Origin of the sequence: Mucilaginibacter sp. NFR10 (genome assembly GCF_900100445.1) — a bacterium.
Classification (GTDB): domain Bacteria; phylum Bacteroidota; class Bacteroidia; order Sphingobacteriales; family Sphingobacteriaceae; genus Mucilaginibacter; species Mucilaginibacter rubeus.
This window is the reverse complement of sequence record NZ_FMTV01000017.1, coordinates 1-20,345: the sequence shown is the minus strand read 5'-3', so window position 1 is coordinate 20,345 and position 20,345 is coordinate 1. Positions and strand designations below refer to the sequence as shown.

General features: G+C 42.0%; 21 protein-coding genes. 6 read left to right on the top strand and 15 right to left on the bottom strand.

The window, feature by feature from the left end; genetic code table 11:
- Positions 1-136 precede the first annotated feature (136 nt).
- The 14 genes from BLP33_RS26760 to upp all read right to left on the bottom strand — a co-directional run bounded on the left by BLP33_RS26760 (position 137) and on the right by upp (position 13,270).
- Entirely contained in the window at positions 137-700 is a 564-nt protein-coding gene (locus tag BLP33_RS26760; RefSeq protein WP_090534958.1) for a DUF3109 family protein, read from the bottom strand.
- A gap of 14 nt (positions 701-714) precedes the next feature.
- Positions 715-1,509, bottom strand: coding sequence for a DUF3108 domain-containing protein (locus BLP33_RS26755; RefSeq protein ID WP_090534956.1), 795 nt, complete (start codon positions 1,507-1,509; stop codon positions 715-717).
- A gap of 94 nt (positions 1,510-1,603) precedes the next feature.
- Positions 1,604-2,119, bottom strand: coding sequence for a DUF2480 family protein (locus BLP33_RS26750; RefSeq protein WP_090534980.1), 516 nt, complete (start codon positions 2,117-2,119; stop codon positions 1,604-1,606).
- A 216-nt stretch (positions 2,120-2,335) separates the two neighbouring features.
- Positions 2,336-4,453 (bottom strand): peptidylprolyl isomerase, encoded by a 2,118-nt coding sequence (locus tag BLP33_RS26745; protein ID WP_256382341.1) that lies wholly within the window; start codon positions 4,451-4,453, stop codon positions 2,336-2,338.
- 103 nt (positions 4,454-4,556) lie between these two features.
- The gene (lptC, locus tag BLP33_RS26740; RefSeq protein WP_090534953.1) at positions 4,557-5,135 is read right to left on the bottom strand and encodes an LPS export ABC transporter periplasmic protein LptC; all 579 of its coding nucleotides are present in this window, start codon (positions 5,133-5,135) and stop codon (positions 4,557-4,559) included.
- 9 nt (positions 5,136-5,144) lie between these two features.
- The gene (locus BLP33_RS26735; protein ID WP_090534951.1) at positions 5,145-6,467 is read right to left on the bottom strand and encodes a hypothetical protein; all 1,323 of its coding nucleotides are present in this window, start codon (positions 6,465-6,467) and stop codon (positions 5,145-5,147) included.
- Positions 6,460-7,203: a type III pantothenate kinase gene (locus tag BLP33_RS26730; protein ID WP_090534950.1), complete on the bottom strand. Its 744-nt coding sequence runs from the start codon at positions 7,201-7,203 to the stop codon at positions 6,460-6,462. The genes BLP33_RS26735 and BLP33_RS26730 overlap by 8 nt, the downstream gene beginning before the upstream one ends.
- Complete coding sequence (purQ, locus tag BLP33_RS26725) at positions 7,203-7,895, bottom strand: phosphoribosylformylglycinamidine synthase subunit PurQ (protein ID WP_090534948.1); 693 nt, start codon at positions 7,893-7,895, stop codon at positions 7,203-7,205. The genes BLP33_RS26730 and purQ overlap by 1 nt, the downstream gene beginning before the upstream one ends.
- Before the next feature lie 100 nt (positions 7,896-7,995).
- Positions 7,996-8,982, bottom strand: a complete 987-nt coding sequence (locus BLP33_RS26720; RefSeq protein ID WP_090534947.1) for a DUF6427 family protein — start codon at positions 8,980-8,982, stop codon at positions 7,996-7,998.
- 62 nt (positions 8,983-9,044) lie between these two features.
- Entirely contained in the window at positions 9,045-10,034 is a 990-nt protein-coding gene (locus BLP33_RS26715; protein WP_090534945.1) for a glycosyltransferase family protein, read from the bottom strand.
- A 122-nt stretch (positions 10,035-10,156) separates the two neighbouring features.
- Positions 10,157-11,011 carry a UDP-2,3-diacylglucosamine diphosphatase gene (locus BLP33_RS26710; RefSeq protein ID WP_090534944.1) on the bottom strand — a complete coding sequence of 285 codons (855 nt, stop codon included), beginning with the start codon at positions 11,009-11,011 and terminating at the stop codon, positions 10,157-10,159.
- Positions 11,012-11,263: 252 nt separating this feature from the next.
- Positions 11,264-11,797 carry a DinB family protein gene (locus tag BLP33_RS26705; protein WP_090534942.1) on the bottom strand — a complete coding sequence of 178 codons (534 nt, stop codon included), beginning with the start codon at positions 11,795-11,797 and terminating at the stop codon, positions 11,264-11,266.
- Positions 11,794-12,498 (bottom strand): YjjG family noncanonical pyrimidine nucleotidase, encoded by a 705-nt coding sequence (locus tag BLP33_RS26700; protein ID WP_090534941.1) that lies wholly within the window; start codon positions 12,496-12,498, stop codon positions 11,794-11,796. The genes BLP33_RS26705 and BLP33_RS26700 overlap by 4 nt, the downstream gene beginning before the upstream one ends.
- Positions 12,499-12,625: 127 nt before the next feature.
- Entirely contained in the window at positions 12,626-13,270 is a 645-nt protein-coding gene (gene upp / locus BLP33_RS26695) for a uracil phosphoribosyltransferase (protein ID WP_090534939.1), read from the bottom strand.
- A gap of 132 nt (positions 13,271-13,402) precedes the next feature.
- On the opposite strand from upp, the gene BLP33_RS26690 reads away from it, so the two are divergent.
- From BLP33_RS26690 to BLP33_RS26665, 6 genes are all read left to right on the top strand, one after another.
- Positions 13,403-13,900, top strand: coding sequence for a GNAT family N-acetyltransferase (locus BLP33_RS26690; protein ID WP_090534938.1), 498 nt, complete (start codon positions 13,403-13,405; stop codon positions 13,898-13,900).
- A gap of 10 nt (positions 13,901-13,910) precedes the next feature.
- A complete protein-coding gene (locus BLP33_RS26685) occupies positions 13,911-14,390 on the top strand; it encodes a MarR family winged helix-turn-helix transcriptional regulator (RefSeq protein ID WP_090534936.1) in 480 nt (159 codons plus the stop codon).
- Between the two features lie 106 nt (positions 14,391-14,496).
- Entirely contained in the window at positions 14,497-16,521 is a 2,025-nt protein-coding gene (gene uvrB / locus BLP33_RS26680) for an excinuclease ABC subunit UvrB (protein ID WP_090534935.1), read from the top strand.
- Between the two features lie 163 nt (positions 16,522-16,684).
- Positions 16,685-16,939 carry a DUF4834 family protein gene (locus BLP33_RS26675; RefSeq protein ID WP_090534933.1) on the top strand — a complete coding sequence of 85 codons (255 nt, stop codon included), beginning with the start codon at positions 16,685-16,687 and terminating at the stop codon, positions 16,937-16,939.
- A 16-nt stretch (positions 16,940-16,955) separates the two neighbouring features.
- Complete coding sequence (locus tag BLP33_RS26670; RefSeq protein ID WP_090534932.1) at positions 16,956-17,252, top strand: hypothetical protein; 297 nt, start codon at positions 16,956-16,958, stop codon at positions 17,250-17,252.
- A gap of 85 nt (positions 17,253-17,337) precedes the next feature.
- The gene (locus tag BLP33_RS26665; protein WP_090534930.1) at positions 17,338-19,815 is read left to right on the top strand and encodes a glycosyltransferase family protein; all 2,478 of its coding nucleotides are present in this window, start codon (positions 17,338-17,340) and stop codon (positions 19,813-19,815) included.
- Between the two features lie 285 nt (positions 19,816-20,100).
- Here the strand turns inward: BLP33_RS26665 and BLP33_RS26660 are convergent.
- Positions 20,101-20,345, bottom strand: a 245-nt coding sequence (locus BLP33_RS26660; protein WP_139159956.1) for an integrase core domain-containing protein, incomplete at its 5' end; no start/stop codon positions are given.

Sequence of the window (20,345 nt, the reverse complement as noted above, 5' to 3'; positions counted from 1 at the left end):
CCGTAGATATATTAGGTAGTACAATAATATCCAATTTTATTGTAATTACTCCTATAACGCTCAATATATAGGTTTAGGCAAGGCGTTATACTACAGTTTAAGGAAAAAATATCCGGCCTAAAAGTTTTACAAAAGATTAAATTCCGGCAACGGTATCTTCCAGTTCCCGGTACCAATCTGCTCCGTATTTACGGATGAGCGGATCTTTCAAAAATTCGTGAACGCGTACTTTCAACTCATCCCCAAATGAACATGCAGGGCTGCAGATACTCCAACGGTCATAGTTTAAAACATCAAACTCGGGATAAGATGTTATGCGGATAGGATATAAATGACACGATATGGGTTTTTTCCAATTAACGGCACCTTCTTCATACGCTTTTTCAATACCGCATTTAGTAATGCCGTTTTCCCATATTACATAGGCGCATTCTTTGTTGGTATCAACACAGGGCGTAGTATAATCCCCTTCAAAATCGGTAACGTAAACCCCTTCCTTTTCAATGGTTTTGATCCCTTTCGCGGTAAGGTAAGGCTTTACTTTAGGATAGATCTCTTTCAGAATATCGAGTTCATCGGCATTAAGCGGTGCGCCCGAGTCACCTTCAAGGCAGCAGGCACCCTTGCATTTATTTAAATTACATACAAAATTCTCTTTTACTACATCCTCGTGCAGTAATACATTGCCAACCTCAATCATTATCTTTTTTTAAATCAATCTTTTATAGGGTTCAAAGGATATTTAAGTCCTGCAGCCGATTTCAGGTCCATTGTTACGCTGCCTATCAGCACTTCAACGTGGGCCTTTACCGGGATCCTGTTCTTATCGTTGGTAACCCAAAGGTACAACTTGCTGTTTTTCCGGAAAATCCGCCCCGGAATAATTGCCGGGCTAAATTTAAGACAATTAAACTTACCAAGCGAACACTCAACCGTTTCGGTACCAACATAGGTTATCTGCATACTGTGAAACCCATCTTCCAGGAAATATTGCAGATCAAAGGTATCGCCCTGGTGCAGCTTTGAAACATCAATGGCCCGCGCAAAATAATAAGCCGATACAAAATCAAAAGATTCGCCCTTATACCCGAATGTTCCTTTATTTGCCGTTACCTTCTTGTCTTTCTGATCGAACGTAACATTGTCGGTATGCCTGTACTTACCTTCGCGCCTGTTTTCAGTATAAAAATAGGGCATTAGTGTTGTTTGATCTACATATGATTCATAACGGTTGCGTACCTTGTAAAAAAGGTCGAAAGAGCCGGCGGTTTTGCCTTCGGCCACGAGATGAAATGTAGGGCGGTCATTATATTTCTTATCGCTGGCTTCTACCTTTATGGTGGCTTCAGCTGCAGTAAAAAAACCGTATTTCATCTTGTAGTCCAGTTGTTCACCTGCTTTAAAGATCGACTCATTGATCTTTTTCAGTTCCTGGGCAAATCCGCCCTTGCAGCAGGCTATAAAAAGCAGTACAGTAAAAAAATATTTATTTATCAGCAGTTTCTTCATTGATTAATAGCCCTTTTTAGCCGGGCTTGTGATATGACAACTGCTATTATAAATGGTTTAAACTTGTTTTTATTGCGTGCTGCCAGTTAAATACTTAATCCTTACGCTTATAGATGGGTACTGTTGAACAAGGCTCACCAAACATGAGGCTTTTAACCACAGCACTCAGCTTTTTAGTCAGCTCAACATAAGCAGATACCGGCACTTCGGTATCGCCGCAACCTTTCAACACAATCCGCTGCCCACGGTATTGTTCAAAATCAGCTTTGGCTATTTCCTTTTCAAAAAGCACAGTTTCTAATACCTCTTTATCCCCAAAAACAATTTCGCGGGCGTAAGGGGCCATCCGGTTGGCCAGCAGCATATATGCCCAGGCTGGTACAATAGCATCGGCAGTGCAGGTGATACCTACATTTTTACCCTCATATTGCGCCCAGTCATGTTCTTTTATAAAGTCCCTGAAATCTTTCTCGCGAAGGATCAGGCCATGGAACAGGTTATCTTTAATATCATAAATAACGCGATCGCCGGCGGGATAAAAAGAAGCCGGGTCTAAGGTAACGAGGCCGCTCTGAGCCACCTTATTTATTATGTTTTCCTGGATATCCATATCTTTTATATGAAAGCTAAAAGCTGAAGGCATAAAGCCTAAAGCCGCTTAGCTTGATTATCAATATTTTTATAAGCAGCTGAAAGCAGAACGCACAAAGTTTAAAGCTAATACTACTTAACTGCTTTATATAAAAGCCTAACAGACCGTATATAAACAAAAAATCCGGGAACGGCTTAACGCTGATCCCGGATGCAAATTTACTTTAAATTTTGTTTAGAAGAATTTAGCCCTGTTATCTTTTACAATTGCATTATCTTTTAATGCATCCAGCACCTGGCCTTGTGAACGTTGTAAAAGCGCCTGGTTAATTTGTTCTTTTTGTTTAATAGCGTTGGTTAGTGCCGGCGGGTTAGTGAAACCATTAACCACATATACATAAACACCTTGTGCACCATCAACAGGTTTTGAAATTTTGTTGATTGCCGAACCAAAGATTGAACCGATAACTTTATACTCTGCAGATTGACCTGGGATGATAGGATTGGCAAATACAATGTTTTCAACCGGAACTACCTTGCTGCCTACTTTTTGGGCAACCTGGTCAATTGAAGTACCACCGCTAAGGGCTGCGTCAAACTTCTCCTTCAATTGTTTAGCTTTAACCTCGTTGCGTACCATTGGCTCAATTTGCTTTTTAACAGCCTCAAGAGATAATGTACCTTTAGGTTTAATTTCGGTAAGGCGGCTTACTATATACTGGTCGCCTACGGTAAATACCTTATCAGTAATATCGCCTTTTTCGGCTTTGTAAGCCCATCTAACCACGTCACGCGCGTTATCCAGGCCAGGAAGACCAGAAGCTATCGCAGTAACATCTTCGGCGGTACGGGGTTTCAAACCTTCTTTTTTAGCTTCTGCTTCAAAATTATCAGGTGTTAATGAGGCCAAGAATGCCTGGGCTTTGCTGTAAGCTACAGTTTGGGTTTTGCTGCTTGCAGTTAACGGCTTATCAACTACACCAACTTTAACCAGTTTAACGGAACCTTTCTGATCTTCAACCTGGATAACGTGGTAGCCAAATTGTGATTTCACAACAAGGATATCGCCTTTATTTGCTTTATAAGCAGCATTATAATATTCAGGAACTAAATTTCCCTGACCGCCCATTGAGCCATTGGCATCAAATGAAGGGATTTCACCGCCTTTTACTGCGCTGCCTTTATCGGCGGAGAAAGCTGTTGCAAGTTCGGCAAATGATTTACCGCCCTGAATTAATTTTTTAATTGAATCGGCTTTAGCTTTAGCTTTTTCTTCACCACCTGCCGACGCAAGGTCGATCAGGATATGCCTGGTTTTAACCGAATCGAAAGTGGTTTTGGTATCAACCAGCTTAGCCACTTTATAGCTGCCATTTTCAAGGTAAGGGCCATAAACAAACCCTTTAGCTGCGCTAAACATGGTAGTATCCAGTTTAGGGTCAAGGCTGCCTTTACGCTGATAAGCCAAAGGCGCTTTGGTTTCGGCATTGATCTGCACAAAAAGCGAATCGTTAGGAGTAGTTTTGAATTCATTCGCTAATTTCTCGGCCTGTTGTTTAACTGCCGCTGAATCTTCTTTTGAAGGAGCCGCGTTAAAACTAACGTATTCAAAATTCCTTAACTCCTGCGGAGTTTTAAATGAAGCTTTGTGTGCATCATAATATGCGCTGTAATCAGCATCGGTTAAAGTAACTTTAGCGTCAGGGATTGAAGCATAATCAAGCGATACATATTTAAAGTTAGCCAGCTTATTTTTTGCTTCGTAATCATCTGTAGCCTCAAGCGAGTTTACATACAGGCCATTGGTAACCAAAGTCATGTATTTGGTAGCTTTTTTAGCTTCTATCAGATCGATCACAAAATCGCTCCAGGCTTTTTTCTGAGCAGGGTCGGCTTTGCCTGATTGCAGGTAGGCTTTGAACTGATCATACCTGCTGCGATCAAACTGACCGGTTTGCTGATCGGCAAACTGACGGGCTATCTGCGGGTCGGGATTGTTATCGCCGATCATTACGTTCATTTCATCATCACCAACAGTAAGGCCAAGTTTTTCAATTTCTTTGCCTATCAGCAACTGGCTTAAATACTGGTTCCAGGTAGTTTCCTGCAGATAGCTTGCTATTTGCGGAGAGATACTTTGTCCCTGTTGTTTAAACTGTGCAGAGTTTTGCTCCAGCTTTTCGTTGAATTTGTCATAGGGCACTTTTTCGCCGTTTACAACGGCAAGCTCGTTACTATCGTCCCTGAAAAAGGAACCGCCCGATCTTACAACTTCGCTCACAATAAATGCAAGCAGCGCGAAACCAATAAAGAATGCGAGAATCTTCCCCATCCTTTCGCGCAAAAAACCCATTATACCCATATTATATTTATAATTATTCTATTCTTTTTAAGAGGGCGCAAGATACAATTTTTAACAAAATTCTATAACACAAAATTTCCGTTAAAAAAAGTCATCATTGTGTCGCTTTTTCATCAACATGAAACAGCCCGGTGCTGCTTTTAAAAGTAGGGTTTAAAAGCTTATCATCACTTTCAAAGGTATTGCCATTCATGACATTACCGCCGCTAAGTGTGGCCTGAACAGGTTTGTTAGAGTAAACCCGCTTGGTTACCTGGTCCCAAAATAATTCGTTTGATTTAAAGGTTTCGCCTTTGGCGTTGGTTGCAACTACGTTGCCATGAAATTCGATCAATTTTTCCTGCTCACGCTGGATACCCGTGTCGGCAATGATATCACCGGCAAACTGGCCTGTGCCGCGGTCATAGTAATCGATCTTTACGCCTTTAGGCATAATTTTATAAGGCTTCTTGATCTGGTATTCGATCATCAGCGGCGCGGTAAGATGGATCTCCACTTTGGCCGAATCGCTCATGATCAGATCAAGCCCCGTAGTACGCTGCGCTACGGTATCAACTTCGTTTGCCGAAATTTCCCTAACTTTTTTCAGGTCATTTTCGCACGAAGACAGGAAAGCCGCCATTGGCAACAGTAACAGGCATAAAGCCGGTATGTTAACTGCAGGGCGGCTCATAATAGCGAATTAGTCGAATTTATACTTAGTAAACCACTTATCGTTAAGCGTAAAGCCAAGGTGAATATTAACGTAGTTTTCTTTAACCAAACCGTTAACCAACGAACCGCGCTGACCTATTTCTGCCGCGATATTAATTTTATAGTAGCTGCCGTTATTTGAGCGTAAAGGCAAGCCAACACCTACAGTACCGGCATAACGTTTAATAGTAGTACCGTTAATGTGCATATAGGTTTGATCATATATAGCACCTATGCGGTAATCAACAGTGGCAAGGTAATTTCTGATGGTTGATATGTTTGGGGTATACGAACCACCAATATTGAAAGTTTTACTATCCTGTAAACCCTGGTTTACGCCGGCAATGGATAAGTCGGACCATTTGCCCATAGAGTAATCTGCACCAACCAAAAATTTACCATCGCTTTGGAAAGAGATCCCGAACCTGTTGATCTGTGGTAATTTTAGTTTTGATTTAGGGCCGGTTGTGCTAACCACGCTATCGGCAGCTATGTCCTGGTTTCCGTTTGCATCATTAAAATACTGGCTAACAATAAAGCTGCTTTGCGTATGCAGCTTTGTACCTGCCGATGCTGAATAGCCAAATACAAGGTGCTTGGTTTCAGAAAAATCAAATGAATACTGCAAGCCGTAATCATAGTTGATACCCCCAATGGCATTGCTCGATTCAATTTTTGAGTTGATGGCACCTGCCAGGCCAGGGATTTCGGTAGTAGCGATATCTTTAATATTACCAAATATGTACGATACGTTTGCACCTAATAACAAATGCTTACCGATGCCAAAACCATATCCCAAATATGCTTTTGATAAACTACCGTCGCCGCTGTAACTGTAATTTGTTACGTTGGTATCGGCAGGTGAACCCGAGGTTCCTAATTTATTCACCGTTTTTTTAAAATTATAGCCGCGCTCGCTGTATGGCAATAAACCAAAACTCAATGCCGAACGTTTTGAAGTAGGGATGGCGAACGCGATGTGGTTAAGCCTGAAATTACTGTTTTTTTGGCTTGCCGAACCGGTTTGCGACAGATTTAAAAAGTTTGCATATAAGCCAACATCAATGGTTGTAAGATTAATGGCACCGTATGAAGCCGGATTTATTACGTTGATATTGTTAAAAAGGCTTATCCTGTTTGTAGCTACAGCTATACCGCCCATACCTATGTTTTGGCCCATCAGTTGAGGATCAATATCACCAATACCGTAACGTGAATATGGAGAGCTTGAAGTTGCCGTTGATTGCGCATGTGCTGAAAAAGCGGCAACAGCCAATAAAAGTGTTATAAAAAACCGGGTATATTTAATCATTATGCTTTTGTATAGCTGCGTTTAATCCTTTTAAAACCAAATATGGTTCAATTTTTATGTAGCGGGCAAAGATGCTATTTTTCAATAGAGTATCAAAAAAAATGCTGTCGCCCCCGCTTAGTATAATGTTCAGTTGCCCGTCGCCGGTTTTATAACTTTCAATAAAACCGGTAAGCTCATATTTTATTCCGTTTTGTACTCCCGAACGGATGGCCGTGGTTGTATTGTTTCCGTATGGCGTATCAAAACCGGCATCGGGTTCAATAAGCGGCAAACCTGCCGTATAATTGTTCAAAGCCTTATAACGCATATTTAAGCCCGGCGATATGCTGCCGCCAAAATAATTTCCTGCGGCGTCGATACCATCATAAGTAATGGCCGTGCCCCCGGTTATTACCAGGCTATTTTGCCCCGGGAATATATGATATGCACCAATAACAGCTGCCAGCCTGTCGGGCCCAAGGGTTTCAGGGGTTAAATAATGGTTATTTATTCCGCTTGTCATTAACGTATTAAAATGTGTCAGCGGAATTTTTTGCCCCAGTCCGGCCTGCCATGCTTCTGTATTTTTTTTTACCGACGATATGATTGCCTTAACAGGATGGTATTTGTTAAGCAAAGCATCCAGTACCGGCACATCAATGGTTTCATATTGGCTAACCTCAAGTATTTCATCCAGTTTAAAAACCGCGATTTTGATGAGTGTATTACCAATATCGATAACCAGGCTGGTCATCAGGCCCTAACTATTGATAATATTGATTCAAAAATAGCTAAACCATCTTCATTGGCTAATAAGCCGTCGGCAGCACGTTCCGGGTGCGGCATTAAGCCAAATACATTCCTGCCTAAGTTTGTAACACCTGCAATATTTTCCAACGATCCGTTAGGATTTGCATCAGCAGTGATATTGCCGGCCTCATCGCAGTACCTGAACATTACCTGGTCGTTATCGTTAAGGGCTTTGATCACATCTGCATCAGCAAAATAGTTGCCTTCACCATGTGCAATCGGGATCCTCAAGGGTTGCTGCGGATCAAGCTGAGCGGTAAGTAATGATTGAGTTGTTTGCGGTTTTAAGTAAATATTGCGGCAAATAAATTTGCGATTGATGTTGTGCAATAGCGCACCTGGCAACAAACCGGCCTCGGTCAATATCTGGAAGCCATTGCAAATACCCATTACATAACCACCTTTGGCAGCAAACTGGATAACCTCCTGCATAATTGGCGAAAAACGGGAAATAGCGCCCGAACGCAGGTAATCGCCAAATGAAAAACCACCGGGCAAAACAACAAAGTCAACACCCTGCAGGTCATGATCTTTATGCCATAACCTTACCACTTGTTGACCCATCACTTTCTCTAATACATATATGATATCCTCATCACAATTAGAACCGGGAAATATAACTACTCCAAACTTCATCAGAATTATTTTTTAAATTGAGGTTGAACCTAAATAGCTTATTATATAGTTTCAGGCTACAAAACTAACATAACCGCCGAAATAAGGACGAATGTAAAAGTTAAAATTTGTTAAACTGAAAGTAAATGATGCTGATAAACAACAACAAATACAGTATTTCATAAAACCAGCGCTTGGTTGCATACAAAAAATAATAGGCAAAAAACACCGTTACCGGCACTGCACAAAGCAAAAAATGGCTCAGGCGAAATTCCGAATTGAGATAAAATGATAGTGCTGTGATCAGAAAAATAAAAAACAAAAGCTGGAATGTTTTACGGATCTGCACATAACTTTTAAAGAAATTTTGCTGCAGCTTAAAAAAACAAAGCACTAATATTACAATAACCGGCACCAACAGCAGGTAGTTATAGGAGTTAATACTGATATGATCGGGAAATTTTTTGCCTAAGGGTGACCAGATATGGCTAAACCGGGGCAGCATATCATTCATAAAATAAATAACCGCAAGGAAAAAGAACACGGTTACATACCCTAATATCGAAATAACCCATTCGCGCCAGTTAAACGGCCTGAATATCATAAGCGCTATCCATATAACCAGGAACAAATAAATAAACGGGAAATAAACAAGCGAACCCACCGCCACGATCAAACCCAGATCATAAGTTGTTGACTTAACATCCTCCCCCTTATACAGGTTGAATAATTTAAACAACATCCAGATGAGTAAGAAATTACATAAAAGCGGGGCACTTAAAGTTAAAAAGGGTGTAAACAAGCCCGAAAGCGTGATATACATCAGTGCCGGCAAAAAGGTTGGCTTGCCTAATAAATTATGATGATTAATTAACGAATTAAGCAATAAAGCCTGGATAAATACAAGCCCGCCGGCCAGTATCACATTAAGCAGCGGCGAAAACGCGTATTCATATTTTACGGGTACCAGCAGCCGTGCAAAGGGTTCTACAAAAATAAACTCAACCTTTTCGGGAACCTGCACCATGAAACCTATCCGGAGCACGAACAGCAAAATAGCCAGCCATATAATATTAAGGGGATTATAGTTCCTGAAAAGATTGATCATATGCGCGGCCGTGTTTGCGGTTGCAAAATTAGCAGAAAAACCGCTTAAGTTGCAATGCTTTACTACCTTGTATACTGCTTTACCAGTTTATCAACAATAGCGGCGGTTTCATCCGGAAAATCAACTACGATCTTTTTACTGTCGTTGATCCAGTGGTTTAAATGGCCGTTAAACTTATCATTTATTTCGCTCACCACCGGAACTCCCAACCTGGAGGCCGAAAGCGCGTTACACTGCTGTTCGTATTGCCCTTTCATGGGTATCATCATCACCTTTTTCTGTAAAAACAAGGCCTCGGCGGGGCCTTCAAAACCGCCCCCGGTAAGCAAACCTGTACAGCTTGCCAGGCTTTTGTTAAAAGCTTCATTATTTACGGGGAAGATCTCCACGTTTCCCGATTTGTAGGCCTGCTTTTGCCGTTTTGAAAACACCTGCCATTTAACCTCTCTTTCGGCACTTAAATATTTCAGCAGTGTTTTGTCATCATAGGCCGGCAGGTAAACTGTATAATGGCCCAGGTTGGAGGTTTCCATCTGCCTGATCTCACTGCGGATTACCGGCGTATTGATAAAAGTATCATAGCGCTCAAAATGGAAGCCTACATGATAGGTAGTAGGCGAATAGTTTTTTAAAAGCCATTGCGCAAAAGGATCTTTTTTTTCGGGGCGCGGTGTTTTTGGTGATACAAACGAACACTGGTGACTTAAAGATACCGACGGTACACCCCGTAATTTACAAGCCCAGGCACTTACAGGTTCAAAATCATTGATGATGAGGTCATATTGTTTCAGGGGAAGGCTCCGCAGATCGCGCTGAAACTGGCGCAGGTTCATGATTTTCCAGGTGGCCCAGTTATCCACGCCGCCGTTGGTACCAAATACAAAGCTTACACCATGAAAGCGATATTTCAGGGGTTGTGATAATGATACTTCGGCTTCGGTGCCGCTCACCAGCAAGTCAACCTCGCCGTATTGTTGCAACAGGGGCACAATTTCCCTTGCCCGGCTTATATGCCCGTTACCTGTTCCCTGTATACCAAACAGTATCTTCATTAAAATAAATTCTTTTCAAAAGGATGATGATCGTACCGCGCAGATACAGCGGACACGCTGATTTGTCTGCACCAATATTCAGGGGCTTAATTTAGTAAAGAAAAATGTTTTCGGTAAGTAATTTAATCGTGTTCGTGTTTAAAGCGCTCCAACAAGTTTTTAACATCGAGCATAGCGTTCAGATCTTCCGAATCGGTTTTATCATCTTCATCAGCATCTGTATTGAAATCATCCGGCTTGTATTTAAACACCTCCCATTTGCCATTGTGATATTCAAGAGCGCTTAAACTTTCTACCCAATCGCCCGAGTTGAGGTAAAGTACCGAGCCTGTATTTTGTGTAGACGTAATTTCCCTGATTTCGGCATGGTGAATATGACCGCAGATCACGTAGCCGTATTGTTTATCGACAGCCAGGTCGGCCGCGGTTTGCTCAAATTGGTTAATGAATTTTACCGCTTCTTTAAAACTGGCTTTCACCTTTTGCGAAAAGCTCATTTTTTGCCTGCCAATAGCGGTAAGGAACCAGTTTACAAAACTATTGATCAAAATAAGGGTGTCATAGCCAACGGCCCCCAATTTGGCCAGCCATTTGGAGTGTTGCATGGTAACGTCAAACACATCGCCATGAAAGATCCAGGCTTTTTTGCCATCGATATTTAACACGAGCTTATCAAGCAGCTGAAAAGTGCCCATGTTAAAATCGGTAAACTTGCGCAGCATTTCGTCATGGTTGCCGGTTAAATAATAAACCGGGATGCCATCGGTAACAAACTTCAGGATGCGGCGCACTACTTTCATGTGTGCCTCGGGCCAGTATGATTTACTAAATTGCCAAATATCAATAATATCGCCGTTAAGGATAAGGATTTTGGGCTTGATGCTTTTTAAATATTTAAGCAATTCTTTTGCGTGACAGCCGTAAGTACCAAGGTGCACATCAGATATTACCACAATATCAACTTCGCGTTTTGCCATTAAATTAAGGGGCTATTTTACAGGCCGGCAAGATATGCCGGAAAACAACATTTTCATTAATAAAGCAACGATTACTCGTCGTCCTCATCTTCGTTAACAGTCAATTCATATGGACTTGCATAGAAGCAGCCGACCAGGATCAGCAACCCTATAACTACCAAATAAGCATACTCAAAATTCATTACAAAGATTTTTACAAATGTCTGAAATTTAACATTATCCTACTGTTAAGACTACATTAAATATAAAAGGTTACTTTGCTGTATTAAATTTATTTTTGATCCTGTTAAGTTGTTTCAAGTGGTGCTGTAAATGAATGCGGATAAACTTAAACCATTGCCTGGCATTAAGCATTCCCATACGCGGGTGCTTGTATCTGTTAGCCGGCGATGATTCGGCAATAAGGGGCATGGTCGTTTCAACCCGCTTGCGGCATTTGATGATCAGGTTTTTGGCATCTTCCTTACTGATCTTATTGGCAGCCATTTTATCGCTTACCGCATTGGGGACTGTTGTTTTAACCGGCGGAAATTTACCTAACAACAGCAAGATCCGGCCCTCCCAATTAATGCCTTTTTTAGTTGGCTCGCAATTGCCGTGGGTACAACGTTCAAGCGCGATTGATGAGCCCAGCGTAGCCTGCATAATATGGCTGTAAACCTCGGCAAAAGACCAGCCGCCATCCTCCGGGGTAACATCAAACAACTCATCGGGGATAACATCCAGTTGTTTGCGGTATTCATCAAGGGCCGCATCAATAGCTTTACGTTCTTTGGCGATACTCATAAAAGTAAAGTTAACTCTTTTAAATGAGCAATCTGCACCGGCACATCCTGAGGCTTTTCCGCATTAAAAGGATTAAAATATATGGCATCCATCCCAAAACCAAGCGCCCCTCGGATATCAGCTTCGATGCTGTCGCCAATCATCACACTTTCTTCTTTTGATGCCCCGGCCAGGTCAAGTGCATGCTGAAATATGGCCTTATCGGGTTTGTTCACACCTACATCTTCGGAGATGATGATATGTTGAAAATATTTTGCAAGATCGGTCCCCGCGATTTTTATCCGCGTTGAATCTTTAAACCCGTTCGAGATCAGGTGCAGGGTATATTTTGATTGCAGATATTGCAATGTTTCGTGCGCATGCGGAAACAGGTTGGTTTTAGTAGGGCAAAGCTTTACGTAAGCATCCTCAAAATCAAGCGGCATCAGGTCGGGATGCAAACCAAGATCAGTAAAGGTTGATTTGAAACGGGCCTCCCGCAGTTCATCTTTAGTGATCTCACCAATATGATACTGTGCCCAAAGGCGGTGATTGTTACGGGTATAAGTTTCGATGAACAATTCGGCAGATTGCAGGCCTATTTCGCCAAGCTGGTGAATAACATATAACTCATGCAGGGCCTCTTCGGCATTTTTATCGAAATCCCAGATGGTATGGTCGAGATCAAAGAAGATGTGTTTATACTTTATATCGGATTTCATTTTTATTTCGGATTTCGGATGTTCGATTTCGGAATTTTTTTATTCCTTGATTTAAAAATCGAAAATTCAAAATTAAAAAATCTTAATTACTAAATCCGAAATCGGACATCCGAAATCCCAAATCAAATCACGCTTTATCCCCAAATGCCAGGTCGCCCGCATCGCCCAGGCCCGGTACGATATATGATTTGCTGGTCATCTCGTCATCAACAGCGCAGAGCCACAGCTTGGCTTTTGGGAGATTGGCTTTAACATGCGCCACGCCTTCGGTGCTGGCAATTACCGCGGCAATGTGCAGTTCCTTTATTTTATACTGCGCCATCAACTCCTTACAAACCGATACAATACTTTGCCCGGTAGCCAGCATGGTATCGCACAAAATAAAGATCTTATCATCAAGGTTAGGGGTTGAGATATGATCCACCTGGATCAAAAAGCTGCCGTTGCGCTTCACTTTGCGGTAGGCGGTAATAAATGCAGAGGATGATCGGTCGAAAAACTGCATAAAACCCTGATGAAAAGGCAGACCGGCGCGCAATATAATACCCAACACCGGTTCATCGGCCGGTATATTAACACTGGCTGTACCCAAGGGGGTTTGAATTTCTTTGGTTTCGTAATGTAATGATTTGCTCAACTCATAAGCCAGTATGGCTCCTAACCTTTCCTGGTTCTGCCTGAAACGTGCCTTATCCTGCTGAATAACGGCATCCCGTAATTCGGCAAGGAACTGGTTGGCAATGGTATTGGTTTTATTGAGGATAAAAATCATGCTTAAATTTAAGCGTTTTTGAGCAATAGTATCACTATTTGTTTATTAAATGTCATACCGCACCATGGGAAGGATAATAAATTTTGAATATATGTAGTTAACTACGTAGATTTGTACATAAATATTAAAGTTATGGATACTACACCTGTTATCAGCTCACTCAACAATACTTATTGCCAGCAGATCATTGATATCATTTTACCAATTCAGCAAATTGAATTTAATGTGCCTATCACGCTTGAAGCCCAGCCCGACCTGCTTGATATTGAAACCAATTACCACCAAACCGGCGGAGATTTTTGGGGAGCGATATACAACGAACAACTTGTTGGCACCATTGCCCTTATTGCTTTTGATAACAATGCGGCGGCCATACGCAAAATGTTTGTGCTTAAAGAATACCGGGGAAAGGAGCTGGGCATCGCGCAGTTACTGCTCAATAATCTCATTGATTATTGTAAACAAAACAACATTGCCCACATTTATTTAGGCACTGTTGAGATGCTGAAAGCGGCCCATCGCTTTTATGAAAAAAATGGATTTACACGCCTTGCCAAACAGGATTTACCTGAATCATTCCCGCTTATGGCTGCGGATACTATTTTTTATGAGTTACATTTGAACAATTAACAGCGGTATAATGAATGTTATTGACGAATCGGGAATTTTAGCAATTTCAACAAGGCTGCAGCGCCTGGCCGAGCAGCTGCGCAAAGACGGTGTACTTGTATACAAAGCCAGTAATATTGATTTTGAACCCAAATGGTTCCCTGTTATTTACACTTTACATTTTAAGCCGCTTTTAAGCGTAGTGGAAATCGCCGCTGAAATTGGCTACACCCACCCTTCCACCATCAGCCTGTTAAAGGAATTGGAAAAAGAGAAATTGATCCGATCAAAAAAGGATAAGGCCGATGAAAGGAAGCGTCTTATCATGTTAACAACAAAAGGCCAGGAACTTATTGTGCGCATGAAACCTGTTTGGGAAATCATGAAAGCGGCCGCCGCGGAAATTGCCGATACCCAAAACAACCTGATGAAGGCTATTATTGAAGCCGAAGAGAAAATAAAGCAGCAGAGTTTTTTGGATAGGGCGTTACGTTTAAAGGCCGAGATGTAATTTATCACCCCAAATCCAACAATGTTGACATACGGTTGTCATTACCATGTACTTATTTTGATTTGCAAACCCTGTTTCTGGATTATTTGTATTTTTACATAACAACATGGATTTTCAATTAACATCTCAATATAAACCAACCGGCGACCAGCCTGAAGCTATAAGGCAGTTGGTTGAAGGTATCAATAACGGCGACCCCTATCAAACCCTTTTGGGGGTTACCGGATCGGGCAAAACCTTTACAGTTGCCAATATTATAGCACAAACACAAAAACCTACGCTGATCCTGAGCCACAACAAAACATTAGCGGCACAGCTTTATGGCGAGTTTAAGCAGTTTTTCCCCGAAAACGCGGTGAACTACTTTGTGTCTTACTATGACTATTATCAGCCGGAGGCTTTCATCCCTACCACCAACACCTACATTGAAAAGGATTTGCAAATAAACGAGGAGATAGAAAAGCTTCGTTTACGTACTACTTCGGCTTTAATGTCGGGCAGGCGCGATGTGATCGTAGTATCGTCTATATCCTGCATTTACGGTATGGGTAACCCCGATGACTTCGCCGATTCGGTTTTCAAATTTGCCGTAGGTACGCGCATCAGCAGGAATGCTTTTTTACATCGCCTGGTCGAAATTTTATACGCCCGCACCACTGCCGATTTTAAACGAGGGACATTCAGGGTTAAGGGTGATACAGTGGATATTTTTCCGGCTTACCTGGATTATGCTTATCGCATCTCCTTTTTTGGTGATGATATTGAAGAGTTAAGCGCCTTTGATATTGGCACAGGTAAAACCATCGAAAAAATGACACACATGGTGGTTTATCCGGCCAACCTGTATGTTGCCCCCCGAGAGCGTTTCCTGCAGTCCATCTGGGCGATACAGGAAGAGCTGGAAACCCGCAAAAAACAGTTTATTGATGACGGCCGTTTCCTGGAAGCCAAACGGCTGGAAGAAAGGGTTAATTACGACCTGGAAATGATCCGCGAGTTGGGTTACTGTTCGGGCATCGAGAACTACTCCCGCTTTTTTGACGGGCGCAAGCCTGGTGCAAGGCCGTTCTGCTTGCTCGATTATTTCCCGGAAGATTACCTGATGGTGATTGACGAAAGTCACGTAACTGTTCCGCAGATCAGGGCGATGTATGGAGGTGACCGTTCGCGCAAGATCTCGCTGGTTGACTATGGCTTCCGATTGCCGGCAGCTTTGGATAACCGTCCGCTTAATTTCCAGGAGTTTGAAAACCTTGCCCCGCAAACCGTTTATGTAAGCGCTACTCCCGGCGATTTTGAACTTGAAAAATCAGGTGGTGTGGTGGTAGAACAGGTAATCCGCCCTACCGGTTTGCTTGATCCGGTGATTGACGTTCGCCCGGTAATAAACCAGGTGGATGACCTGCTTGACGAAGTAGATAAGACCATTAAAAAAGGCGACCGCATACTGGTAACCACCCTCACCAAACGCATGGCCGAGGAACTGGCCAAATACATGGACAGGCTGGGCATTAAATGCCGGTACATCCACTCAGAAGTAAAAACACTGCAGCGCGTGGAAATTTTACGTGGCCTGCGCCTTGGCGAATTTGACGTATTGATAGGCATCAACCTACTGCGTGAGGGATTGGATTTACCTGAAGTATCCTTAGTAGCCATTTTAGATGCGGATAAAGAAGGTTTCCTGCGGTCAGAACGTTCACTGATCCAGACTATTGGCCGCGCTGCCCGAAACGATCGCGGCCGGGTTATTATGTATGCCGATACCATAACCGATTCGATGCAGATCACGATGGACGAAACCAATCGCCGCCGCGAAATTCAGATTGCGTACAACACGCTACATGGCATTACACCGTTAACGGTTGGCAAAACGCGCGAGGAAATTATGGAGCAAACATCAGTGGTCGACTTTAAGGGCGGTGTACAGCAGGCTTATGTAGAAACTGATACCCTAACCCTTGCCGCCGATCCGATAGTTCAGTATATGACCAAAGCCGACCTGAAAAAATCAATCGACAACACCAAAAAAGATATGCTTGCCGCCGCCAAAAACATGGATTTCCTGCTGGCTGCCAAACTACGCGACGAAATGTTTGCTTTGGAAAAAATGATGGAGGAGAAGTTTTAATTTGAAAATTTATTGATTTGAAGATTTGAAAACGACAGTCCCCACATTTTCAAACCTTCAAATTGCTTTATCTTCAAATTAAAACAGCGTCAGCTATCCTCAAATCATAATAAAACATTTTTACCGTTATATACCTTATATTTGTAAGCTCAAAATTAACAGTATGATTCTTATTCGTTTCCTGATCATATCTATCTGTGTATTATACATTATCCGCAGCCTGGCACGTTACCTGCTGCCGTTCCTTTTTGAAAGTGTCGTGAATAAAGCCCAGCAGCAATATCAACAGCAACAACGTAACTACAATGAAGGCCCAAAACCTGATGGAAAAATCAGGATCGACCATATCCCGCAGCCTAAAAAAGGCAGCGTGCCCGACAGTGAAGGTGAATTTGTTGATTACGAAGAAGTAAAATAAACCTAACCAATAAATCATGGACACCAACCCTGTATTTAGAAGGCGCCAAAATCATAACAACACGCCCGAGTCAATTACGCTTATTATCACTAATGTGATAGTATTTATTGTTGCCACTCAAATTTTTGCCAATTGCACTAAAATCAGCACTTTTTACTGGGTGATCATGGGGGGGCTGGGCGTTTACAACTTTTTCAACATCCGCAAATACCGCGAAGATTACGGCAAGGCGCAGGTTATTGCTTATGTGATATCTATTATTGTACTGATTGCCATGTTTTTCCTGCTGCGCAGCCGCGCGCAAACCTGTTAAGTTATTCCTTAACAAAACTTATAATTCCTATTCTCACTGTAATTTCTATTTTTGAGGAATATAATATCCATTTCAAAAAACTTAAATGAATAACTGGTTTAAGCGTAACGGCATTCATTTTGCCATAGCTGCAATTTTCTTAGTGATCTGCTTTATCTATTTAACCCCGGCATTTCAGGGTAAAACTTTAGGGCAAAATGACGTTACAAGGGCGCAATCAACCCAAAAAGAAATTAACGAGTACAAAGCTAAAGACACCACCATACTCTGGACGAACCAGATCTACGGCGGTATGCCAACTTACCAGATATGGGCACCTTACAAGGCCAATTTGACCAGTCATATCGTAGATGGGATTAATCGCACCTTTCCAGCACCTATAGGTACAGTATTGTTGTTTTTATTGGGCACATACTTTTTATTCATTGTATTAAAGGTAAATCCCTGGCTTTCGGCAGCGGGAGCAGTGGCATTCACCTTTTCATCATATAATATCATTCTTTTGGTGGCAGGGCACTCAAATCAGGCATTTGCTATAGCTTTTTTTGGGCCAATACTTGCGGGTATTATTCTCACGCTACGCGGTAAGCATCTGTTAGGCTTTTCGGTTACTGCGTTGTTTTTGGCTATGGAAATCAGGGCCAACCACGTACAAATGACTTATTATCTGATGCTGGCCCTATTGGTCATGCTGGGGATCGAGCTTTACCACGCTATTAAAAATAAAACTTTAAACGATTTCATCAAATCTGTTGGGTATATAGCAGCGGCCCTTGCTTTGGCGGTGGCAGTAAACGCATCTATATTGTGGAGCACTGCCGATTACGGTAGCGAAAGTATCCGTGGTAAATCAAACCTTACCAGGCAAGCCTCAGAACCAAATAACGGCTTGCCTCGTGATTATGCTTACGAATGGAGCCAGGGTGTAGGAGAATGCCTTACATTCTTAATCCCAAATGCTTACGGTGGTAGCAGCCAGGGATCAATTGATCCCGATTCACATGTAATTAAGGCATTAAGCGGCAGCGGCGTTGATCCCAATCAAATAATTGGAATTTCAGCCAGATATTTACCACTTTACTGGGGAGATAAACAATTTACGGAAGGGCCATTTTATTTCGGCGCAGTAATTTGCCTGCTGTTTGTATGGGGTTTAATGATTGTTAAAAACCGCATTAAGTGGTGGTTGTTAGGTGCGGTTGTTTTAACCATGTTACTGTCTTTCGGTAGAAACTGGCCTTATCTTTCTGATTTATTCTTTAATTACTTCCCTCTTTATAATAAGTTTCGTGCCGTTGAATCAATTTTGGCCGTGGCTGGATTTTGTTTTCCTATCCTTGCTGTATTGGCAGTTAATGAGGCTATTGTAAATGAAGATAAGCAAACTGTGTTTAAAAAACTCAAGATCGCCTTTTACATTACGGGAGGTATTACACTTATTGTTGCAGTAATTCCATCATTACTTTTATCGTTCAGTATTCGTGAACAAACTGCCGGCATTATCTCGCAAATAGCTCAGCAATTTAAAATTGATAGTTCATCCATTACACGCGCTTTAATTTCGGATAGGGAATCGATAGCACAAGCAGATGCTATTCGTTCGCTTATCTTTATAGCTATCGCTTTCGGTCTTGCCTGGGCATTCCTTAAAAACAAGATTAAACCCGGTATTCTGTCAATAGGTTTCCTGGCGCTCATTTTAGTTGACCTATGGGCCGTTGATAAAAGGTATTTAAATGCCGATAGTTTTGCGCCAAAACAAGATAATGAAGCACCTCAGCCGCGTGAAGTGGATCAGTTTATAATGAAAGACAAAGACCCGGACTTTCGTGTGTTTGATGCTACGCAATATCTTCCGGGCGATGGCTTTACACCATTTTTCTACAAATCATTAGGTGGCTATTCTGCCGCAAGGTTAAAACGCTGGCAAGAACTATTCGACAATCAATTAAGCAAAAGCATTAACCAGGATGTTTTGGATATGATGAACGTGAAGTACATCATTAACTCCGATCCAAAAACACAAAACGTAGGCATGCAGGTAAACCAAACCGCCTGTGGCCACGCATGGTTTGTTAAAAGCATTAAATATGCTGATAATGCCGACCAGGAAATGGTAGCCATCAGCAGCTTTACACCAAAAGATGAAGCTATTGTTGATAAACAATATAAGAGTGTAATAGATGAGAAAACCTTGGGTGCAGGTGCCGGCGAAGGCAAAATTGAGCTTACCAGCTACTCGCCCGACCATATGGTTTACACAAGCGGTTCTACCGCCTCACAAATTGCGGTGTTCTCTGAAGTATACTATAACAAAGGCTGGAAAATGTATATCGACGGTGTTGAAAAACCTTATTTCCGTGCCGATTATCTATTACGTGCAGCTCAGATCCCAATCGGTAACCACAAAATTGAATTTATTTTCCACCCGGCATCATATTACACCGGCGAGAATATTTCATTAGCAGGTTCAATCCTATTGGTGCTTGCCTTAGGCGGTGCTGCTTATACCGAAAATAAAAAGAAAGCTCCGGCTGCAAAGCCAGCTGATAAAAAAGCTTAAGCAATTTTATATTCAAAAGAAAAGCGATGGGCAGTGTTCATCGCTTTTTTTATGGGATTTATTCAATCAGTTATCCCTTATATTAGCGCAAGTCTTGAGCGGAGAGATGTGCGATTGCTGACTTGTGCTTTCCGATATGTATCGTCCTAAAATAAGTTTACAGATGGTCTTGTCCGGATTTTGGTTTACAGTTGGTCTTGTCCGGATTTTGGTTTACAGTTTTTGGAGGGTTAAAGTATTATTTGTTGTACTAAGTTAATAATTGTTTTTAAAGTAATTATTGATTTACTGTGCGGGCGACGGTGCTTTCTTTCTTCTATTCTTCCAGTGCTTCATAAGCGGTTCTGTACTCTGATGGGCGTATGCCGGTGTCAGGTTACTGCAACTCATATGCGGCCTAACGTTGTTATAAGCCTCTACAGCACTCTTAACAGCTAATAGCGCTTCTGGCCGTGATTTGAATATCCGGCTTAACTGAAATTCGGTTTTAAGAATACCATTTATTCTTTCAGCGATAGGATTCTCATATG

Excerpts from the sequence above, each read along its gene's own strand:
- BLP33_RS26760 (WP_090534958.1), bottom strand. The coding sequence starts at position 700 with ATGATTGAGGTTGGCAATGTATTACTGCACGAGGATGTAGTAAAAGAG.
- BLP33_RS26755 (WP_090534956.1), bottom strand. The coding sequence starts at position 1,509 with ATGAAGAAACTGCTGATAAATAAATATTTTTTTACTGTACTGCTTTTT.
- BLP33_RS26750 (WP_090534980.1), bottom strand. The coding sequence starts at position 2,119 with ATGGATATCCAGGAAAACATAATAAATAAGGTGGCTCAGAGCGGCCTC.
- BLP33_RS26745 (WP_256382341.1), bottom strand. The coding sequence starts at position 4,453 with ATGGGTTTTTTGCGCGAAAGGATGGGGAAGATTCTCGCATTCTTTATT.
- lptC (WP_090534953.1), bottom strand. The coding sequence starts at position 5,135 with ATGAGCCGCCCTGCAGTTAACATACCGGCTTTATGCCTGTTACTGTTG.
- BLP33_RS26735 (WP_090534951.1), bottom strand. The coding sequence starts at position 6,467 with ATGATTAAATATACCCGGTTTTTTATAACACTTTTATTGGCTGTTGCC.
- BLP33_RS26730 (WP_090534950.1), bottom strand. The coding sequence starts at position 7,203 with ATGACCAGCCTGGTTATCGATATTGGTAATACACTCATCAAAATCGCG.
- purQ (WP_090534948.1), bottom strand. The coding sequence starts at position 7,895 with ATGAAGTTTGGAGTAGTTATATTTCCCGGTTCTAATTGTGATGAGGAT.
- BLP33_RS26720 (WP_090534947.1), bottom strand. The coding sequence starts at position 8,982 with ATGATCAATCTTTTCAGGAACTATAATCCCCTTAATATTATATGGCTG.
- BLP33_RS26715 (WP_090534945.1), bottom strand. The coding sequence starts at position 10,034 with ATGAAGATACTGTTTGGTATACAGGGAACAGGTAACGGGCATATAAGC.
- BLP33_RS26710 (WP_090534944.1), bottom strand. The coding sequence starts at position 11,011 with ATGGCAAAACGCGAAGTTGATATTGTGGTAATATCTGATGTGCACCTT.
- BLP33_RS26705 (WP_090534942.1), bottom strand. The coding sequence starts at position 11,797 with ATGAGTATCGCCAAAGAACGTAAAGCTATTGATGCGGCCCTTGATGAA.
- BLP33_RS26700 (WP_090534941.1), bottom strand. The coding sequence starts at position 12,498 with ATGAAATCCGATATAAAGTATAAACACATCTTCTTTGATCTCGACCAT.
- upp (WP_090534939.1), bottom strand. The coding sequence starts at position 13,270 with ATGATTTTTATCCTCAATAAAACCAATACCATTGCCAACCAGTTCCTT.
- BLP33_RS26690 (WP_090534938.1), top strand. The coding sequence starts at position 13,403 with ATGGATACTACACCTGTTATCAGCTCACTCAACAATACTTATTGCCAG.
- BLP33_RS26685 (WP_090534936.1), top strand. The coding sequence starts at position 13,911 with ATGAATGTTATTGACGAATCGGGAATTTTAGCAATTTCAACAAGGCTG.
- uvrB (WP_090534935.1), top strand. The coding sequence starts at position 14,497 with ATGGATTTTCAATTAACATCTCAATATAAACCAACCGGCGACCAGCCT.
- BLP33_RS26675 (WP_090534933.1), top strand. The coding sequence starts at position 16,685 with ATGATTCTTATTCGTTTCCTGATCATATCTATCTGTGTATTATACATT.
- BLP33_RS26670 (WP_090534932.1), top strand. The coding sequence starts at position 16,956 with ATGGACACCAACCCTGTATTTAGAAGGCGCCAAAATCATAACAACACG.
- BLP33_RS26665 (WP_090534930.1), top strand. The coding sequence starts at position 17,338 with ATGAATAACTGGTTTAAGCGTAACGGCATTCATTTTGCCATAGCTGCA.